Genomic DNA, 18229 nt, shown 5'->3' with positions numbered 1-18229 from the left:
CTCCTGGGCGAGCGGGGCGGAGCCCGCCTCCGCTCCCGCCGGGCATGGCGCGGGCGGGGGTCCGCGAGTCCGGCATACTCGTACGGGTGAGTACCGCAGCGCAGACCCGAAGCCTCCCCGTTCCCGACGGCCTGGAGGGCGAACGCCTCGACGCCGCCCTCGCCCGGATGTTCGGCTTCTCCCGGACCAAGGCCGCCGAGCTGGCCGCCGAGGGCAAGGTGACGCTCGACGGCGCCGTCGCCGGCAAGTCGGACCGGGTCACCGCCGGCTCCTGGCTGGAGGTCGAGATCCCCGCCCCCGCCGCGCCGGTGCAGATCGTCGCCGAACCGGTCGACGGCATGCGCATCGTCCACGACGACGAGGACATCGTGCTCGTCGACAAGCCGGTCGGCGTCGCCGCCCACCCGAGCCCGGGCTGGACCGGCCCCACCGTGATCGGCGGGCTGGCCGCGGCCGGCTACCGGATCTCGACCTCCGGCGCCGCCGAGCGCCAGGGTGTCGTGCACCGGCTCGACGTCGGCACCTCCGGGCTGATGGTGGTCGCCAAGTCGGAGCGCGCCTACACCGACCTCAAGCGGCAGTTCCACGACCGGGTGACCGAGAAGAAGTACCACACGCTCGTCCAGGGCCACCCGGACCCGCTCAGCGGCACCGTGGACGCGCCGATCGGGCGCCACCCCAGCGCGGACTGGAAGTGGGCGGTCACCCGCGAGGGCAAGCCGTCCGTCACCCACTACGACCTGATCGAGGCCTACCGGGCCGCCTCGCTGATGGACATCAAGCTGGAGACCGGCCGCACCCACCAGATCCGGGTGCACATGTCCGCCCTGCGCCACCCCTGCGTCGGCGACATCACCTACGGGGCCGACCCGACCCTCGCCAAGCGGCTCGGGCTGACCCGGCAGTGGCTGCACGCCGTCTCGCTCGGCTTCGAGCACCCGTCGGACGGCGAGTGGGTGCAGTTCTCCAGCGAGTACCCCGCGGACCTGCGGAAGGCGCTGGACATCATCGCGTCGGAGAGCTGAGCCGGAGAGCCGAGGGAGAACCGGGATGACGGTGACGATCAGGGTCGCGCGGGGGGAGGCGGACCTCGCGCTGGTGCACGAGGTCCGGCGGGAGGTCTTCATCGTCGAGCAGGGGATCGCCGAGGAGGAGGAGTGGGACGACCTCGACCCCACCTCGGAGCACCTGCTGGCGGTCGGACCGGACGGTGAGGCCGTCGGCACGGCGCGGCTGATCTTCGGGGAGCAGGCGCTCGGGATCACCGGCGGGGTCGGCGGCCGGGTGCTGCTCGGCCGGCTCGCGGTGCTGAAGACGGCCCGGGGGACCGGGCTCGGCGCCGAGCTGGTGCGGGCCGTCGAGGCCGCGGGGCGGGCGCGCGGGGCGCGCGAGATGGAGCTGCACGCCCAGGTGCAGGCCCTCGGGTTCTACGAGCGACTCGGGTACGCGGCGGAGGGTCCGGTGTACGAGGACGCCGGGATTCCGCACCGGACGATGACCCGGGTGCTGTAGCGCCCGGAGGCGACAGACAGGGCGCGGGCCCCCGGGAGAGCTCCCGGGGGCCCGTGCGCTTCCGGGGTCCGGTGTTCTTATCGGACGCCTACTCCGGGGGCGACTACGATCACGCCCATGGAGCTCGGTGGGGCGTGGCGCCGGTGGCGAGGCCGTGGGACGGTCGCCGGACGGAGACTGGTGGCCGGGGCGGTGGCCCTGACGGCCGTCGTCGCGGTGGGGGCGGCCGCGGCCGTCGCCGCCGGGGGCGAACAGCCCGTCCGTCAGGAGGACCGGTTCCTCGCGATGGCCGAGACCCCCGGCAGCACGCAGATCGTCCAGCTCGACACCTCCTTCTTCACCACCGGCAGCAGCCCGCGCCCCGCCGTCCTGCTCGGGCACGGCTTCGGCGGCTCCAAGGAGGGCGAGCGGGAGCGTGCCCAGAAGCTCGCCCGGCAGGGGTACGCGGTGCTGACCTGGTCGGCGCGCGGCTTCGGGCGCTCCGGCGGGAAGATCGGGCTGAACGCGCCGGACCGCGAGGTCGAGGACGTCAAGCACCTGGTCGACTGGCTGGCGCAGCGCCCCGAGGTCCAGCTGGACGGGCCCGGCGACCCCCGGGTGGGCATCACCGGCGCCTCCTACGGCGGCGCGGTGGCGCTGCTCGGCTCCGCGTACGACCGGCGGATCGACGCCGTGGCCAGTGCGATCACCTGGTGGAACCTGGCCGACGCGCTGTTCCCGCAGGGGGTGCGCGGCTCGGGCGCGGTCGACGGCGTGTTCAAGAAGCTGTGGTCCGGGATCTTCTTCACCACCGGTTCGGTGGGCGAACTCGGCCCGTCCGGCGGCGCGGCGCGTCCGGCCCTCGCCCCGGAGCAGGGTGACGGGCAGGTCGGATGCGGGCGGTTCCTGGACGAGCTGTGCCGGATGTACGACCGGGTGGCGACCGCCGGGCGGGCCGACCCGGAGGCCGTGGCCCTGCTCGACCGGTCCAGCCCCTCCTCGGTCGCGGACCGGCTCAAGGTGCCCACGCTGGTGGTCCAGGGCCAGCAGGACTCGCTGTTCCCGCTCGACCAGGGCGACGCGATCGCCCGGGCGGTGGCCGCCAACGGCGCCCCGGTGGCGGTCGACTGGTTCGCGGGCGGGCACGACGGCGCGACCGACACCAGCGACCGGGTGGACGACCGGGTCACGGCCTGGTTCGACCGCTATCTGAAGGGTGCCGCGGGCGACGGCGGGGCCGGCACCGGCGCGGCGTTCCGGGTCACCCGAACCGGCGGGGTCGACTCGACCGGCTTCCAGGCGGTGCTGCGCGGGGCCACCGCCGACAGCTACCCCGGCCTCGGCGGCACCGGCTCGCGGCAGTTCGAGCTGAAGGCCCCGGACGGTGCACCCGAGCAGGTCTTCGCCAATCCGCCCGGCGGCGCGCCGTCCAACATCTCCGCCGTGCCCGGCCTCGGCGGCCTGCTCGGCCAGGCGTCCGCGCTGGGCGCCGGTCTCGCGCTGGACTTCCCCGGCCAGTTCGCCACCTTCGAATCGGCGCCGCTGGACTCCTCGGTCCACCTGACCGGGCAGCCGACGGTGCCGGTCCGGGTCCGGGCCGACCGGCCGGACGCGGTGCTCTTCGCCAAGCTGTACGACGTCGCCCCCGACGGCAAGCAGAGCCTGCCGCAGCAGCTGTCCGCCCCGCTGCGGGTGACCGGGGCGGACGCTCCCGACGGCCGGAGCGTCACCGTGGCGCTGCCCACCGTCGACCACACCTTCGACGCCGGGCACCGGCTGCGGCTGGTGCTCGCCTCCACCGACCTCGCGTACGCCTCGCCCGTCGAGCCCGCCACCTACCGGGCGGCCGTCACCGGGCCGGTCACCCTGCCCACCGTCGACGGGCTGGCCACCGAGGCCGCGCCGCTGCCGTCCCGGACCTGGGTGCTGCCGCTGGTCGCGCTGGCGCTGGCCGCCGGTCTGGTGCTGGTGCCGCGGCTGCGGGCGGCCAGGGCCGGGCGGCGCGCGCACGGACCCGCGTACGACCCGGCGCTCGCCGGGGTGCCGCTGGTGATCACCGGTCTGAGCAAGCGCTACAAGGGCGCCGCCGACCGGTACGCCGTCCGCGACCTGGGCTTCCGGGTGGAACGGGGCCAGGTGCTCGGCCTGCTCGGCCCCAACGGTGCCGGCAAGACCACCACCCTGCGGATGCTGATGGGGCTGATCCGGCCGGACGCCGGCGAGATCAGGATCTTCGGCCATCTGATCCGGCCCGGGGCACCCGTGCTCTCCCGGGTCGGCGCCTTCGTCGAGGGCGCGGGCTTCCTGCCGCACCTCACCGGGCGGGCCAATCTGCGGCTCTACTGGCAGGCCACCGGCCGTCCGGAGGCGGATGCCCACCTGGACGAGGCGCTGGCGATCGCCGGGCTCGGCGAGGCGCTGGACCGGGCGGTGCGCACCTACTCGCAGGGCATGCGGCAGCGGCTGGCGATCGCCCAGGCCATGCTCGGGCTGCCGGACCTGCTGATCCTCGACGAGCCGACCAACGGGCTCGATCCGCCGCAGATCCGCGAGATGCGCGAGGTGATGATCCGGTACGCGGCGGCCGGGCGGACCGTCATCGTCTCCAGCCACCTGCTGGCCGAGGTCGAGCAGAGCTGTACCGACCTGGTGGTGATGGACCGGGGCCGGCTGGTCACCACGGGCGCGGTCGCGGAGATCGTCGGCGCGGGCTCGCAGCTGCTGATCGGCACCGGGGCGTCGTACGGCGCGGCGGAGCTGGCGGCGGCGGCCGACAAGGTCGCCGCGCTGGACGGGGTCGGCACGGCGGAGGCCGTGGAGGGCGGGCTGCTGGTCGGACTGGACGGCATGGCGGCGAGCCGGCTGCTGGCCGAGCTGGTGCGGCTCGGGGTGCCGGTGGAGTCGGCCGGGCCGCAGCGCCGGCTGGAGGACGCGTTCCTGTCGCTGATCGGAGGTACGGCGTGAGTGCCGCGGTAGCTGAGGTGTCGGCCGATCACGCGGCCGGCTACCGGCCCGGACGGACGCTGCCGTTCCGGGTCGAGGTGGTCCGCCAGCTGCGGCGGCGCCGCACGATGGTGATCGGCGGGGTGCTGGCCGCGATGCCGCTGGTCGTGCTGGCGGCGTTCGCGGTGGCCGGGACGCCAGGGCGGGCCGACCGGACCACGTTCATCGAGCTCGCGACCTCGTCCGGGCCGAACTTCGCGACCACCATGCTCTTCATGGGCACCGGCTTCATGCTGGTGATCCCGGTGGCGCTGTTCTGCGGTGACACGGTGGCCTCGGAGGCCAGCTGGTCCTCGCTGCGGTACCTGCTGGCCGCGCCGGTGCCGAGGGCGCGGCTGCTGATGCGCAAGTTCCTGGTCGGGCTGCTGTTCTCGGCGGCGGCCGTGGTGCTGCTGCCGCTGGTCGGGCTGGCGGTCGGCACGGCGGCGTACGGCTGGGGCGACCTGCGGCTGCCGGCCGGGGCCAGCCTGACCGCGGGCGAGGCGCTGCCCCGGCTGGCGGTCGCGGTGGCGTTCGTGTTCCTGAGCGAGGTCGTGATCGCGGCGCTGGCGTTCTGGCTCTCCACGGCCACCGACGCGCCGCTGGGGGCGGTCGGCGGGGCGGTGTTCGCCTCGATCGGCGCCGGGGTGCTGGACGCCATCACCGCGCTGGGCGACCTGCGGGCCTGGCTGCCGGCGCACTGGCAGTGGGCGTGGGCGGACGCGCTGCAGCCGCGGATGGAGTGGGGCGGGATGGTGCAGGGGGTCTCGCTGTCGCTGTCCTACGCGGTGGTGCTGCTGGCGCTCGCGTTCCGGGGCTTCGCGCGCAAGGACGTGGTGTCGTAGCGGACGCCGGGAGAGTGGCCCCGCCCGCCGGGGGACGGCGGGCGGGGTCCGTCGCTGGTGGGACTACTTGACGGGGGAGTAGACCCGCTCGATCTGCTGGGTGCCGGACTTGGTGCGGTAGGAGCGCGACCACTTGGTGGTGGCGTCCTTGCGGGTCCGGTCGGAGAGGACGTAGTAGTCCATCTGGGTCTGGGCCGGGGTGACCTCCAGGACGCCGTAGCCGTGGGAGTCGAGGTCGACCCACTGGACGTGGCGGTTGGCGGCCTTGATCGCGGCGGCGGCGACCAGCGAGAGGGTCTGCGGCGCGACCTTGAGGAAGTCGTCGATGTTGTCCGAGGTGACCGAGGTGACCACGAACTCGGTGGCGACGCTGCCCGACAGCGGGTAGGTGGCGGCCTCCTCGGGGACGTCCGAGGCCCAGGCCGAGTGGATGTCGCCGGTCAGGAAGACGGTGTTGGTGATGCCGTTCGACTTCAGGTGGCCGAGCAGCTCGCGGCGGTCGTGGGTGTAGCCGTCCCACTGGTCGGTGTTGACGGCCAGGCCCTCGCCGGGCAGGCCGAGCAGCTTGGCCAGCGGGCGCAGCAGGTAGTCCGGCAGCGAGAAGAGGGCGACCGGGGAGATCATCACCTCGTTGCCGATCAGGCGCCAGGCGGTGTCGGAGGCGGCGAGGCCGGACTTCAGCCAGTCCATCTGGGCGCGGCCGGTGAGGGTGCGGTCGGCCGAGTCGACGTCGCCGTTGCCGACCTTGACCTGCTGGGAGCGGAACGAGCGCTGGTCCATCAGGTGCAGGTCGGCGAGCTTGCCGTAGCGCAGGCGGCGGTAGGTGGTGCCGGCGATGGACGGGCGGACCGGCATCCACTCGAAGTAGGCCTGCTTGGCGGCAGCCATCCGGGCCGTCCAGTCGCCCTCGGTGCCCGGGGTGTGGTTCTCGGCGCCGCCGGACCAGGCGTCGTTGGCGAACTCGTGGTCGTCCCAGATCGCGATGGTCGGGATCTGCGCGTGCAGCGCCTGGAGGTCCTCGTCCGTCTTGTAGCGGCCGTGCCGGGTGCGGTAGTCGGAGAGGCTGAGGATCTCGTGGGTGGGGGCGTGCGGGCGGACCACGGAGCCGCGGGCGCAGAACTCGCCGCTCTTGTACTCGTAGATGTAGTCGCCGAGGAAGAGGAAGGCGTCGAGGTCGCCGCGGGCGGCGAGGTGGCGGTAGGCCGAGAAGTAGCCGGCCTCCCAGTTGGCGCAGGAGGCGACGCCGAAGCGGAGCCGGTCGAGGGCGGCGTCGGTGGCCGGGGTGGTGTGGGTGCGGCCGACGGGGGAGGCCACGGTGCCCGCGGTGAAGCGGTACCAGTAGGCGGTGTCCGGGGTGAGGCCGCGGACGTCCACCTTGACGGTGTGGTCGGTGGCGGCGTCGCTGGTCACGGTGCCGCTGGCGGCGATCCGGGTGAAGCCCTTGTCGGCGGCTATCTCCCAGCGGACCTCGGTGCCGGCGCCGAGGCCGGAGCCGGGCACCGCCTCGGGGGCGGGGGTGACCCGGGTCCAGAGCAGGATGCCGTCGGGCAGCGGGTCGCCCGAGGCGACGCCGTGGAGGAACTGCGGGGCGGTGGCGGCCTGGGCGGTGGCGCCGAGGGCGAGCGGCAGGGCGGCGGCGCCCGCGACGACGGCGGTGGCCTTGAGCACCTGGCGTCGGTGGGGGCGGGCGGCGGTCATGTCATTGACAAGGTCAGTCACGGCGGACAGGCTACCGGCGGGTAATGCAGTGTTCCATATGCTGAACTGACTGTTCGTTGTCGCTTCACCGTGACGTGACGTCCCGCCACCCCGCCGGGTGGGCGCGGCCACCCGGCGGACATGCGCGATGATGGGAGGCTGTTCCGGCCCCCGTCGCAAGGAAGTCCCGCCCGTGGCACACGTCCTGCTCCTCCACTCCGTGTACGGCCTGCGCCCCGCCGTCCACACCGCCGCCGACCGGCTGCGCGCCGCCGGGCACACCGTGCACACCCCCGACTTCCTCGACGGGCGGACCTTCGACGACGTCGAGGAGGCCATGGCCCACAAGGAGGAGATCGGCAGTGACGAACTGCTGCGCCGGGCCGTCGGGGCCGCGGCTCCGCTGCTGGGCACCGGGACACCGCTCGTCTACGCCGGCCTCTCGCTCGGCGGCTCGCTCGCCCAGAACCTCGCGCTCGCCGACGAGAAGGCCCTCGGTCTGCTGCTCCTGCACGGCACCTCGGACATCCGCGAGGACGCGGCCACCGCGATCCCGGTCCAGCTGCACGTGGCCGAGCCGGACCCGTTCGAGTCGGAGGACTGGCTGAACGCCTGGTACCTGGGGATGCGCAAGGCCGGCGCGGACGTGGAGGTGCACCGCTACCGCGGCGCCGGGCACCTCTTCACCGACCCGGAGCTGCCGGACTACGACGCCGAGGCGGCGGAGCAGGCGTGGGCGGTCGCGCTGGACTTCCTGGCGGAGCTGGACGCCGCGTAGGGCGTGGCTTTTGTTGCGCAGGAAGTCGGCGTGGCCGACTTCCTGCGCGGGACTCGGCTTCGGTCTGCCCGGACCTCACGGCTCCAGACGGTGCGGGCCGCGGAACAGGAACGTGACCTCGCGGAGGCTGGGGACGTCGAGCAGGAGCATCAGCAGCCTGCCGAGACCCAGTCCGAATCCGCCGTGCGGCGGGGTGCCGAAGCGGAAGCAGTCGAGGTAGCCGGCGAGCGGCCCGGTGTCCATGCCCTTCTCGCGGGCCTGGGCGACCAGGCGCTCGTGGCGGTGCTCGCGCTGGGCGCCGGTGGTGATCTCGACGCCCTTCCACAGCAGGTCGAAGGACTCGGTGACGGTGGGGTCGTCCTCGGGCCGCAGGTGGTAGAAGGGGCGGACCGAGGCGGGGAAGCGGGTGACGAAGACGAACTCGTGCCCGGTCTCCTCGGCGACGAGGCTGGAGAGCCTGCGCTCGCCCTCGGGGTCGAGGTCCTCCTTGACACCCTCGGGGTCCCAGCCGGCGGCCCGGAGCCGGGTGAGGGCGTCGGCCATCGTGATGCGGGGGAACGGTGCCTCGGGGACGACGATCCGGGCGCCGAAGTGCTCGGCGACGGCGTCGCCGTGTCGCTCCGAGACCCGCTGAAGAACGCGCCGGAGGAGGCGTTCCTCGAAGGCCATGACGTCCTCGACGCCGTCGATCCAGGCGAGTTCGGCGTCGACGCCGGTGAACTCGGTGGCGTGGCGGGAGGTGAAGGACGGCTCGGCACGGAAGACGGGGCCGATCTCGAAGACCTTGTCGATGCCGCCCGCGATGGCCATCTGCTTGTAGAACTGCGGGGACTGGGCGAGGTAGGCGGTGCGGTCGAAGTAGTCGACCTTGAAGACCTCCGCCCCGGACTCGGAGGCGGTGCCCATGAGCTTCGGGGTGTGCAGCTCGGTGAAGCCCTCCTCGGCGGTGACCTCGCGCATGGCCTGCTCGACGGTCGTCTGGACGGCGAACACGAGCTGCTGTGAGGGCCTGCGGACGTCGAGGAAACGCCAGTCGAGGCGCTGGTCCAGGCCGGTGTTCTCGTCGATGGGCAGCTTCGGCTCGGCGGGCGACACGACCTCCACGCGTTCGGGGACGATCTCCAGACCGCCGAGCTTGACGTGGGGGTTGCCGACGACCTTGCCGGTGATCTTCACGGCGGACTCGGTGGTGACACCCTCGAAGGCCGCCTCGATCCCGTCGCCCTCACCGCCCCGGGCGTGGGTGACCTGGACGAGGCCGGTGTGGTCGCGGACCAGCACGAACTGCATGCGCCGCTGGAGGCGGAGGGTGTTGATCCAGCCGTAGACGGTGACCGTCCCGTCGAGGTGGCTGGGAAGGTCTGCGACGAGGGTGCGCGTCATGGTTGGCAACTCCCTGATTGCGGGCGCGTTGGTCGCGCCACTGGTTCGGGCGGTAGACGGCCACCCGGGGACTGGCGTCACGATAGCCGGAGGGGTCGCGCGGGTGCCTCCGGATTAAGGCGTCCGTGATCGAGCGCGGCCGGACTTGGCAAAGTGCCGGGGGAACTGGCCAGCCCAGGGCGGCGGTTCGGTCCCTCTGGTGGCTCAGCCGAGGTGGGGGTACGTGCCGGTGAGGTAGTCGCCGATCTGCTGGCGCATGCTGGGGTGGATGTCGTAGCCGTCGAGTTCGGCGGGTTGGACGAAGCGGATACCGTCGGCTTCGTCGTTGATGGTCGGCGAACCGCCGACGGGGCGGCCGATGTAGGTGTTCTCGTACTGCTGGCGGATCTCGCCGTCGGTGTAGGCGACGATGTGGCGGGGGTTGGTGTAGACCCCGAGGAAGCCGGTGATCTCGGCGACGATGCCGGTCTCCTCCAAGCACTCGCGTACCGCGCACTGGGCGGCCGTCTCGCCGATGTCCTGCGCGCCGCCGGGAAGCGCCCACTGGCCGGTGTCACGGCGACGCTGCAGCAGGACGGCGCCCTCGCCGTCCACGACGAGCAGGTTGCTGGCGGGGATAAGGGTGTTCGCCTCGGGGGCGTCGGGGTCGTTGTAGTACTCGGTCCTGCCCATGCCCGGCGGTCTCCTTCTGGTGGTCCGGGCACTACGTGATCGTGTGCCCCAACTGGGTCTGGCCCGATCTTCGGTGTTCGACCGGGTGGGCCGGTCGGCTTATGAGGCGGGCGATACGCGGGAAGGGTTCGGCCGCCTTCGTCGTGCGCGACGAAGGCGGCCGCGAGGGTGGGTTCAGCGCAGGTGGTCGAAGGCGCCGGACTTCGCGCCGTCGAGGAGGGCGCCGATTTCGGCGCGGGTGTAGACGAGTGGGGTCTGCGTCGGGGTCTTGGAGTCGCGGATGGCGATGAACTGGCCGACGGTGCCGAACTCCACGCAGTTGTCGCTGCCGCCGCTGAACGGGGACTTCTCCCAGATGACGTCGGAGAAGTCGATCTCGGCGGGGTCGGGCTTGTTGATCACGTGCGCTTCTCCTTGAGCAAGCTGGTCAGACGGGCATGGGTCTCGAGCGGGCCGAGAGTGCGCGCTCGCAGGTGGTCGAAGACCTCGGTGTAGTGATCGACCTCATCCGCACCCTCGAAGTACACCGAGTTGGGGCCATTCTCCATCCACACGACTTCCGGGTTGGGGTCGGGAAAGCCCATCAGAACGAACGGGCCGTCGAGGCCTGATGGCGCTGGATTCCAGCGCCGGATTCGCCGTACTTCGGTGGTCTGCGCGCTGGTGGAGGTGGGGATTCCGGGGCGGGGGAGGATGGGGGTGTGACGAGGATGAATGACGGGCGGTATGCGCCGGCGGGGTCGTTGGTCGGGATGGTGCAGCGGGGGCGGGGGCTCGGGGCGCGGATGGTGGCGGAGGATCCGCGGGGGACGGCCGAGGTGGTCGAGGTGTGTGCGCGCTGGGACTGGCGGTGGGACGACGCCGACCAGCGGGCGGTGTATCTGGCGCGGTTGGCGCGGGATACGGGGGTGGGGGGCGATCTTCCTGAGGCCGTGGAGGGGCGGCGGCATGAGGAGGAGGACGTCGAGGTGGAAGAAGGCGACGTCGGGGCGCTGGTGGAGCGGCTGGAGCGGGAGTGGGTGGAGAAGCGCTGGTGCGGGCCGGTGCGTACGGCGCGGGCGTTGGCGGGGTTCGGGGCGGAAGCCAGGGGCGCGGTGTCGCTGCTGCGGCGGTTCTGGTTGTGGACGCCGCACTCGCACGAGCGGGTGGGGTATCTGGAGGCGTTGGCGGCCATTGAGCCCGCGGGGTTGGGCGGGATCTATGAGGAGTGTCTTTGGGACTGCGAGGAGGACGCGCGGCTGCTGGGGGTGGAGCGGGCTCCTGACGGGGCGGAGGTGAGGGAGAGGTTGAGGTACTTGGCGGAGGACGGGTTGGAGGAGCCTGCGGTCAGGGCCGCCGCCGGGGAGCGGCTGGCGGCCCTGACCGGGTAGGGCTAGAGGCCCGGGATGCGGCCGTTGCGGTAGAGGTCGACGAAGAGCTGGTGGTCGGCGCGGGCGCGGGCCCCGTACGCGTGGGCGAAGTCGACGAGCATCGCTGTGAAGCCCGCCTCGTCGCGGGTGATGGCCTCGTGGATGGCGTGCTCGGTGGAGAACGGGACCAGGGTGTGGCCGCTGGACGATTCATCGGCGGCCGCGTGCATGGTGGCGGTGGCGCGGCCCAGATACCGGGTGACGGCGAGCAGGTCGGGGAGTTCGTTGAGGTCCCGCCAGTCGAGGTCGGTCGCGTACGGGGACACCTCGGCGACCAGCTGGCCGCGGCCGCGCAGTGTGGTGTACCCGAGCCACGGGTCGCTGTGGGACTGGAGGGCGCGCTGGGAGATGACCGTGCGGTGGCCCTCGTGCTCGAAGTAGTCGGCGATCGCCGGGTCCGTGACGTGACGCGACACGGCCGGGGTCTGGCCCTGCTTCATGTAGATGATCACATCGTTCTCAAGGGCGTCGGTGTGGCCTTCGAGGAGGACGTTGTAGGAAGGGAGCCCCGCCGAACCGATGCCGATGCCGCGGCGGCCGACCACGTCCTTGACCCGCAGGGCGGTGGGGCTGACCCGGGAGGAGGGCGGGAGGGTGGCCAGGTACCGCTCGAAGGCGGCGAGGACCTCGGCCTTGGTGGGCTCGTCCAGTTCGAACGCGCCGCCGCCGAGGCGGAAGCGGCGGTCGTAGTCCTCGACCACGGTGTCGCCGTCGAGCAGGGAGACCCGGGTCTGCAGCCGGGCCTGCCGGAGGGTGGCGAGGATCGGGCCGGTGGCGGTGTCCAGGGTGTACGGGTCGGCGTCGCCGGAGGTGACGTGGGCGGCGATCCGGGCCCGGTACGCCTCGGCGAAGGCGGTGACCAGTTCGGTGATGGTCGTGTCCGAGAGGGCCTTGGCGTAGCCGATCAGCGCGAGCGAGGCGGCGAGCCGCTGGACGTCCCAGGTGAAGGCGCCGACGTAGGCCTCGTCGAAGTCGTTGACGTTGAACACGAGCCGGCCCTCGGCGTTGAGGTAGGTGCCGAAGTTCTCCGCGTGGAGGTCGCCGTGGATCCAGACCCGGCCGGTGCGGTCGTCGAGGAAGGGCGCGCCGTAGGAATCGAACGGGGCGGTGGTGAGGTCCGCGTAGTAGAGGGCGGCGGTGCCCCGGTAGAAGGCGAACGCGGAGGCGGCCATCTTGCGGAACTTCACCCGGAACGCCGCCGGGTCCTGGGCGAGGAGGTCGCCGAAGGCCGTGTCGAAGACGCCGAGGATGGTCTCGGCACGGTCGGTGGCGGGGGTCGGCTGGTGCGACATTCGGGATCCTTCGGGCTCGGCGGGTGGCCGGGAACAGGGCAGCCCCAGGAGGCTAGAGTAGGAGCGTGAACGTGTGAGTGCTGGTCCGGGCCCCGTGAGTGGCTCGGGCCGCAATTGTTTCCGGGCGTCCTCCGTGACCTGCGCGTTCGCCGGCCCCCCACCTGCCAGCACGAGCCTACGGAGGCCCCGCCTTGAGCGATCAGCCGTTCGCGCATCTGCACGTCCACACCGAGTACTCGATGCTGGACGGCGCAGCCCGGCTGAAGCAGATGTTCAAGGAGGTCGAGCGGCTGGGGCAGACCCATGTCGCGATGACCGACCACGGCAACATGTACGGCGCCGCGGAGTTCCACAAGCAGGCCACCGGCGCGGGCATCACCCCGGTGATCGGCATCGAGGCGTACGTCGCCCCGGAGTCCCGTTCGAACACCAAGCGGATCCTGTGGGGCCAGCCGCACCAGAAGAGGGACGACGTCTCGGCGTCCGGCGCCTACACCCACAAGACGATCTGGGCCCGGAACAAGGAGGGCCTGCACAACCTCTTCAAGCTGACCTCGCGCTCGTACTCCGAGGGCTGGCTGGTCAAGTGGCCGCGGATGGACAAGGAGCTGATCTCCGAGCTGTCCGGCGGTCTGATGGCGACCACCGGCTGTCCGTCCGGCGAGGTGCAGACCCGGCTGCGCCTCGGGCAGTTCGACGAGGCGCTGCGGTCGGCCGGCGAGTACCAGGAGATCTTCGGCAGGGAGAACTACTTCCTGGAGCTGATGGACCACGGGCTCGACATCGAGAAGCGGGTCCGGGACGGGCTGATCGAGATCGGGCGCAAGCTCGGCATCCCGCCGGTGGTCACCAATGACTCGCACTACACCACCGAGGCCGACGCCGGCGCGCACGACCTGCTGCTCTGCGTGCAGACCGGCAAGAACCTCTCCGACCCGGACCGCTTCCGGTTCGACGGCACCGGCTACTACATCAAGTCGGCCGCCGAGATGTACGCGCTGGACCAGTCGGACGCCTGGCAGGAGGGCTGCCGCAACAGCCAGCTGCTGGTCGCCTCGCGGGTCGACACCGCGGGCATGTTCGAGTTCCGCAACCTGATGCCGCGCTTCCCGATCCCGGAGGGCTTCGAGTCGGAGGCGGAGTTCTTCAGGTCGCAGGTCTGGCAGGGCATGGAGTGGCGCTTCCCGAACGGGTACGACGAGGAGCACAAGAAGCTCGCCGAGTACGAGATGGACACCATCGTCCAGATGGGGTTCCCGGCGTACTTCCTGGTGGTCGCGGACTTCATCATGTGGGCGAAGGGGCAGGGCATCGCGGTGGGCCCCGGCCGCGGTTCGGCGGCCGGCTCGCTGGTCGCGTACGCCATGGGCATCACCGACCTCGACCCGATCCCGCACGGTCTGATCTTCGAGCGCTTCCTCAACCCCGAGCGCATCTCCATGCCCGATGTCGACATCGACTTCGACGAGCGCCGGCGCGGTGACGTGATCCGGTACGTGACCGAGAAGTGGGGATCCGACAAGGTCGCCATGATCGTCACCTACGGCACCATCAAGGCGAAGGCCGCCATCAAGGACTCCTCGCGGGTCCTCGGCTACCCCTACGCGATGGGTGACCGGATCACCAAGGCGATGCCGCCGGACGTCATGGGCAAGGGCATCCCGCTGTCCGGCATCACGGACAGCAGCCACCCGCGCTACAGCGAGGCGGGCGAGATCCGCGGGCTGTACGAGAACGACCCCGATGTGCGGAAGGTGATCGACACCGCGCGCGGCATCGAGGGCCTGATCCGCCAGCCCGGTGTGCACGCGGCGGGCGTCATCATGTCCGCCGAGCCGCTGACCGACCACATCCCGGTCTGGACCCGGCACACCGACGGCGTCACCATCACGCAGTTCGACTACCCCACCTGTGAGGGCCTCGGCCTTCTCAAGATGGACTTCCTCGGCCTGCGCAACCTGACGATCATGGACGACGCCGTCAAGGCGATCGAGAAGAACAAGGGCATCAAGATCAATCTTCTTGAGCTGCCCCTGGACGACAAGCCGACCTACGAACTGCTGGCCCGGGGCGACACGCTCGGCGTCTTCCAGCTCGACGGCGGCCCGATGCGCTCGCTGCTGCGGCTGATGAAGCCCGACAACTTCGAGGACATCTCCGCCGTGCTGGCGCTGTACCGGCCGGGCCCGATGGGCGTCAACTCCCACACGAACTACGCGCTGCGCAAGAACGGCCAGCAGGAGATCACCCCGATCCACCCGGAGCTGGAGGAGCCCCTGGAGGAGGTGCTCCGGCCCACCTACGGCCTGATCGTCTACCAGGAGCAGGTGCAGAAGGCGGCGCAGATCCTGGCCGGCTACTCGCTCGGCCAGGCCGACCTGTTGCGCCGGGCGATGGGCAAGAAGAAGAAGGAGATCCTGGACGCGGAGTTCGTCCCGTTCCAGAAGGGCTGCCGGGAGCGCGGCTACTCGGACGCGGCGATCCAGGCGGTGTGGGACGTCCTGGTCCCCTTCTCCGGCTACGCGTTCAACAAGGCGCACACGGCGGGGTACGGGCTGGTCTCGTACTGGACGGCGTACCTCAAGGCCAACTACCCGGCCGAGTACATGTCGGGCCTGCTGACCTCGGTCAAGGACGACAAGGACAAGTCGGCGGTCTACCTCAACGAGTGCCGCAAGATGGGCATCAACGTCCTGCCGCCGGACGTCAACGAGTCGGACGCGGACTTCACCCCGCACGGGGACACCACGGTGCGGTTCGGTCTGACCGCCATCCGCAACGTCGGCGGGCCGGTCGTGGAGTCGATGATCCGGACCAGGAGGGCCAAGGGGAAGTTCGCCTCCTTCCCGGACTTCCTGGACAAGGTGGAGTCGGTGGTCTGCAACAAGCGGACCGTCGAATCGCTGATCAAGGCCGGCTCCTTCGACTCGCTCGGGCACACCCGCAAGGGCCTGAGCGCGGAGTTCGAGCCGATGATCGACAACGTGGTGGGCATCAAGCGCAAGGAGGCGGAGGGGCAGTTCGACCTCTTCGGCGGCGACGCGACCAGCGACGAGCCGACCTTCGGGCTGGACGTCGTCTTCTCCGAGGAGGAGTGGGAGAAGTCCTTCCTGCTCGCCCAGGAGCGGGAGATGCTGGGCCTGTACGTCTCCTCGCACCCGCTGCACGGCATCGAGCACGTTCTCGCGGAGAAGGCGGACTGCGCGGTGGCGGAGCTCGCCGAGCGGCCGGACGGCTCGATCGTCACCATCGGCGGCATCATCTCGGGCCTCCAGCGGAAGATGACCAAGCAGGGCAACGCCTGGGCGATCGCGACGGTCGAGGACCTCGCGGGCTCGATCGACTGCATGTTCTTCCCGGCCAGCTACCAGCTGGTGTCCTCGCAACTGGTCGAGGACGCGGTGGTGTTCGTCCGGGGCAAGGTGGACAAGCGGGAGGACGTGCCGCGGCTGATGGGGATGGAGCTGACCGCCCCCGACCTGTCGAACGCGCACGCCGAGCCGCCGATCGTCATCATCATCCCGGACGGCAAGGTGACGCCGCCGCTGGTGGCGCGGCTCGGCGAGGTGCTGAGCAGCCACCGGGGGACGACGGAGGTCCGGGTCCGGCTGGAGGAGCCGCACCGGACGACGGTGCTGCGGCTGGACCGGCACCGGGTGAAGTCGGACCCGGCGCTGTTCGGCGATCTCAAGCAGCTGCTCGGGCCGAGCTGTCTGGCCGCCAACGGGGCGGGCGGTACGGGGAGCTGACGCTGCTGCCGGGGGCGCCGCCCGGGCGCCGGGCGGCCCCGGCTCAGGCGGAGTTGCGCAGCGGGGCCGGGACGGCGGTGTGCAGGGCGGAGACGAAGGCGGAGATCGCCGGGTGGGCCCCGGCGCCGGCCCGGAAGGCGGCGCGGGTGCGGCGGTACATCGGCAGTCGGGTGAGGACGACCCCGGGCGGGGGCCGGTCGATGCCGAGGTGGGGGACCAGGGCCACGCCCTGACCGGCCGCCACCAGGGCGAGCACGGTGGCGAAGTCGTCGATCCGGTGGCGGATCCGGGGCGCGAAGCCGGCGCTCTCGCAGGCCCGGACGGCCATGCTGTGGCACAGGGTGCCGGGCGGGGAGAGGATCCACGGTTCGGCGCGCTGGTCGGCGACGGTGCCGGGGGCGCGGGCGGCGAGGTACATCGGTTCGGTGAAGACGGGCCGGGTCATCGCCAGGCCGGGTTCCGGGTCGGCCGGGACCAGGTCGTACTCGTGCACCAGCGCGACGTCCAGCTCGCCGGCCCGCAGTGCCGCCGCGACCTCGGCCGGGTCGACCTCGGTGACCATCGGCTCCAGCCCCGGGTGCCAGCCGGCCAGTTCGGCGAGCACGGCCGGGACGATCGCGCGGGCCGCCGACGGGTAGGTGCCGATCCGCAGCGGGCCGGCCAGGCCCTCACGGGCGTGGGCGAGTTCGGCGCCCGCCTGCTCCAGCCGTTCGAGCACGGCCTCGGCGTGCCGGACCAGGTTGCGGCCGGCGGGGGTGAGGACGACCCGGCGGCCGGTGCGTTCGAGCAGCGGGACGCCGGCCTCCTTCTCCAGTACGGACAGCTGCTGGGACACCGCCGAGGCGCTGAAGCTGAGCGCCTCGGCGACGGCGGCGATGGTGCCGAGGTGGGCGAGTTCGCGCAGCAGGCGCAGGCGTCGGACATCGAGCATCGGCCCAGCTTACGAGAAGCGTCGGAAACATGAACTGGACCTGGGGGATCGCCCGGCCGCAGGATCGTGGGCATGGAACTCAAGGGCATTCTCGTCCCCCTGGTCACCCCGTTCGCGGCCGACGGCTCGGTGGCGCTGGACGCGCTGGAGAAGCTGGCCGGCTCGCTGCTGGACGAGGGCGCGGCCGGTCTGGTCGCGCTCGGATCTGGTCGCGCTCGGCACCACCGGCGAGCCGGCCGCGCTGAGCGCGGACGAGCGGCAGGCGGTGGTCGGGGTCAGCGCGGCGGTCTGCGCCGCCAGGGGCGTGCCGCTGCTGGTCGGCGCGGGCGGGCCGGGCACCGCCCTGGCCGCCGAGGAGCTGGCCGGGCTGGCCGGGCGGGTGCCGGGGGTGGCGGGCGCGCTGGTCACCGTGCCCTCCTTCGTCCGGCCGGGCGAGGCCGGGACGGTGGCGCACTTCCGGGCGCTGGCCGAGGCCAGTTCGGTGCCGCTGGTCTTCTACCACATCCCCTACCGGACCGGGCAGCAGCTGTCGGGCGCCGCGCTGCTGGAACTGGCCGCGCTGCCCGGGGTGGTGGGCGTGAAGTACGCGACGGGCGGGGTGGACCAGGCGGCGGTGGAGCTGCTGGCCGCCGCTCCGGCCGGGTTCTCGGTGCTGGGCGGGGACGACGCGGTGCTCGCGCCGCTGCTCGCGCTGGGCGCGGCCGGTGGCATCCTGGCCTCCGCCCACCTGGCCACCGCGCACTGGGTCGAGCTGGCCGAGGCGTGGCGGGCCGGGGACGCGGCGCGGGCCCGGGCGCTGGGTCACCGGCTGGCCGGGCTGGCGGTGGCGGCCTTCGCGGCGCCGAACCCGGCGGTGGTCAAGGGGGTGCTGCACGCGCAGGGGCGGATCCCGACGCCGGACGTGCGGCTGCCGCTGCTGCCGGCCGGTCCGGCGGAGGTCGAGCGGGCGCTGGAACTCCTCAGTGGTCTGGACCACTGAGGACCACAGGATGGAATACC

General features: G+C 72.2%; 15 protein-coding genes and 1 pseudogene. 9 read left to right on the top strand and 7 right to left on the bottom strand.

Annotation, left to right across the window (positions count from 1 at the left end):
- Positions 1-86: 86 nt before the first annotated feature.
- The 4 genes from VR45_RS03450 to VR45_RS03435 all read left to right on the top strand — a co-directional run bounded on the left by VR45_RS03450 (position 87) and on the right by VR45_RS03435 (position 5318).
- A complete protein-coding gene (locus VR45_RS03450) occupies positions 87-1025 on the top strand; it encodes an RluA family pseudouridine synthase (RefSeq protein WP_045938186.1) in 939 nt (312 codons plus the stop codon).
- A gap of 25 nt (positions 1026-1050) precedes the next feature.
- Positions 1051-1512: a GNAT family N-acetyltransferase gene (locus VR45_RS03445; protein ID WP_045938175.1), complete on the top strand. Its 462-nt coding sequence runs from the start codon at positions 1051-1053 to the stop codon at positions 1510-1512.
- Between the two features lie 117 nt (positions 1513-1629).
- A complete protein-coding gene (locus VR45_RS03440; protein ID WP_045938174.1) occupies positions 1630-4455 on the top strand; it encodes an alpha/beta fold hydrolase in 2826 nt (941 codons plus the stop codon).
- On the top strand, positions 4452-5318 hold the full coding sequence (locus VR45_RS03435) for an ABC transporter permease (RefSeq protein WP_045938173.1): 867 nt from the start codon (positions 4452-4454) through the stop codon (positions 5316-5318). The genes VR45_RS03440 and VR45_RS03435 overlap by 4 nt, the downstream gene beginning before the upstream one ends.
- 63 nt (positions 5319-5381) lie before the next feature.
- Here VR45_RS03435 and VR45_RS03430 read toward each other — a convergent pair whose 3' ends face one another.
- Positions 5382-7016 (bottom strand): alkaline phosphatase D family protein, encoded by a 1635-nt coding sequence (locus VR45_RS03430; RefSeq protein ID WP_045938172.1) that lies wholly within the window; start codon positions 7014-7016, stop codon positions 5382-5384.
- A 151-nt stretch (positions 7017-7167) separates the two neighbouring features.
- On the opposite strand from VR45_RS03430, the gene VR45_RS03425 reads away from it, so the two are divergent.
- Positions 7168-7794, top strand: coding sequence for a dienelactone hydrolase family protein (locus VR45_RS03425; RefSeq protein WP_045938185.1), 627 nt, complete (start codon positions 7168-7170; stop codon positions 7792-7794).
- 75 nt (positions 7795-7869) lie between these two features.
- On the opposite strand, the gene aspS is transcribed toward VR45_RS03425, so the two are convergent.
- The 4 genes from aspS to VR45_RS46640 all read right to left on the bottom strand — a co-directional run bounded on the left by aspS (position 7870) and on the right by VR45_RS46640 (position 10526).
- Complete coding sequence (gene aspS, locus VR45_RS03420; protein ID WP_045938171.1) at positions 7870-9177, bottom strand: aspartate--tRNA(Asn) ligase; 1308 nt, start codon at positions 9175-9177, stop codon at positions 7870-7872.
- 204 nt (positions 9178-9381) lie between these two features.
- Complete coding sequence (locus VR45_RS03415; RefSeq protein WP_045938170.1) at positions 9382-9849, bottom strand: NUDIX domain-containing protein; 468 nt, start codon at positions 9847-9849, stop codon at positions 9382-9384.
- Between the two features lie 174 nt (positions 9850-10023).
- Positions 10024-10251: a DUF397 domain-containing protein gene (locus VR45_RS03410; RefSeq protein WP_045938169.1), complete on the bottom strand. Its 228-nt coding sequence runs from the start codon at positions 10249-10251 to the stop codon at positions 10024-10026.
- Positions 10248-10526 carry a Scr1 family TA system antitoxin-like transcriptional regulator gene (locus VR45_RS46640; RefSeq protein WP_286163056.1) on the bottom strand — a complete coding sequence of 93 codons (279 nt, stop codon included), beginning with the start codon at positions 10524-10526 and terminating at the stop codon, positions 10248-10250. Before VR45_RS46640 ends, VR45_RS03410 begins: the two co-directional genes overlap by 4 nt.
- A gap of 24 nt (positions 10527-10550) precedes the next feature.
- Here VR45_RS46640 and VR45_RS03405 point away from each other — a divergent pair, with 24 nt between their 5' ends.
- Positions 10551-11219: a hypothetical protein gene (locus tag VR45_RS03405; protein ID WP_045938168.1), complete on the top strand. Its 669-nt coding sequence runs from the start codon at positions 10551-10553 to the stop codon at positions 11217-11219.
- A gap of 2 nt (positions 11220-11221) precedes the next feature.
- Here VR45_RS03405 and VR45_RS03400 read toward each other — a convergent pair whose 3' ends face one another.
- The gene (locus VR45_RS03400) at positions 11222-12550 is read right to left on the bottom strand and encodes a DUF2252 domain-containing protein (RefSeq protein WP_045938167.1); all 1329 of its coding nucleotides are present in this window, start codon (positions 12548-12550) and stop codon (positions 11222-11224) included.
- 191 nt (positions 12551-12741) lie between these two features.
- Here VR45_RS03400 and dnaE point away from each other — a divergent pair, with 191 nt between their 5' ends.
- Positions 12742-16299 (top strand): DNA polymerase III subunit alpha, encoded by a 3558-nt coding sequence (gene dnaE / locus VR45_RS03395; RefSeq protein WP_045938166.1) that lies wholly within the window; start codon positions 12742-12744, stop codon positions 16297-16299.
- Positions 16300-16342: 43 nt separating this feature from the next.
- Here dnaE and VR45_RS03390 read toward each other — a convergent pair whose 3' ends face one another.
- Positions 16343-17230, bottom strand: a complete 888-nt coding sequence (locus VR45_RS03390) for a LysR family transcriptional regulator (RefSeq protein WP_045938165.1) — start codon at positions 17228-17230, stop codon at positions 16343-16345.
- A gap of 72 nt (positions 17231-17302) precedes the next feature.
- Here VR45_RS03390 and VR45_RS50435 point away from each other — a divergent pair.
- A pseudogene (locus tag VR45_RS50435) lies at positions 17303-17380 on the top strand (hypothetical protein); the annotation flags it as partial.
- Between the two features lie 115 nt (positions 17381-17495).
- A complete protein-coding gene (locus VR45_RS03385) occupies positions 17496-18209 on the top strand; it encodes a dihydrodipicolinate synthase family protein (protein ID WP_353612658.1) in 714 nt (237 codons plus the stop codon).
- Positions 18210-18229: the final 20 nt, after the last annotated feature.

The sequence above is a fragment of the Streptomyces sp. NRRL S-495 genome (assembly GCF_000966955.1).
GTDB lineage: Bacteria > Actinomycetota > Actinomycetes > Streptomycetales > Streptomycetaceae > Kitasatospora > Kitasatospora purpeofusca.
Note: the sequence above shows the minus strand (reverse complement) of the source record. Positions and strands in the feature narration are given on the sequence as shown.

Coding starts and splice junctions, on each gene's coding strand:
- VR45_RS03445 (WP_045938175.1), top strand. CDS start 1,051: ATGACGGTGACGATCAGGGTCGCGCGGGGGGAGGCGGACCTCGCGCTG.
- VR45_RS03440 (WP_045938174.1), top strand. CDS start 1,630: ATGGAGCTCGGTGGGGCGTGGCGCCGGTGGCGAGGCCGTGGGACGGTC.
- VR45_RS03430 (WP_045938172.1), bottom strand. CDS start 7,016: ATGACCGCCGCCCGCCCCCACCGACGCCAGGTGCTCAAGGCCACCGCC.
- VR45_RS03425 (WP_045938185.1), top strand. CDS start 7,168: ATGGGAGGCTGTTCCGGCCCCCGTCGCAAGGAAGTCCCGCCCGTGGCA.
- aspS (WP_045938171.1), bottom strand. CDS start 9,177: ATGACGCGCACCCTCGTCGCAGACCTTCCCAGCCACCTCGACGGGACG.
- VR45_RS03415 (WP_045938170.1), bottom strand. CDS start 9,849: ATGGGCAGGACCGAGTACTACAACGACCCCGACGCCCCCGAGGCGAAC.
- VR45_RS03400 (WP_045938167.1), bottom strand. CDS start 12,550: ATGTCGCACCAGCCGACCCCCGCCACCGACCGTGCCGAGACCATCCTC.
- VR45_RS03390 (WP_045938165.1), bottom strand. CDS start 17,230: ATGCTCGATGTCCGACGCCTGCGCCTGCTGCGCGAACTCGCCCACCTC.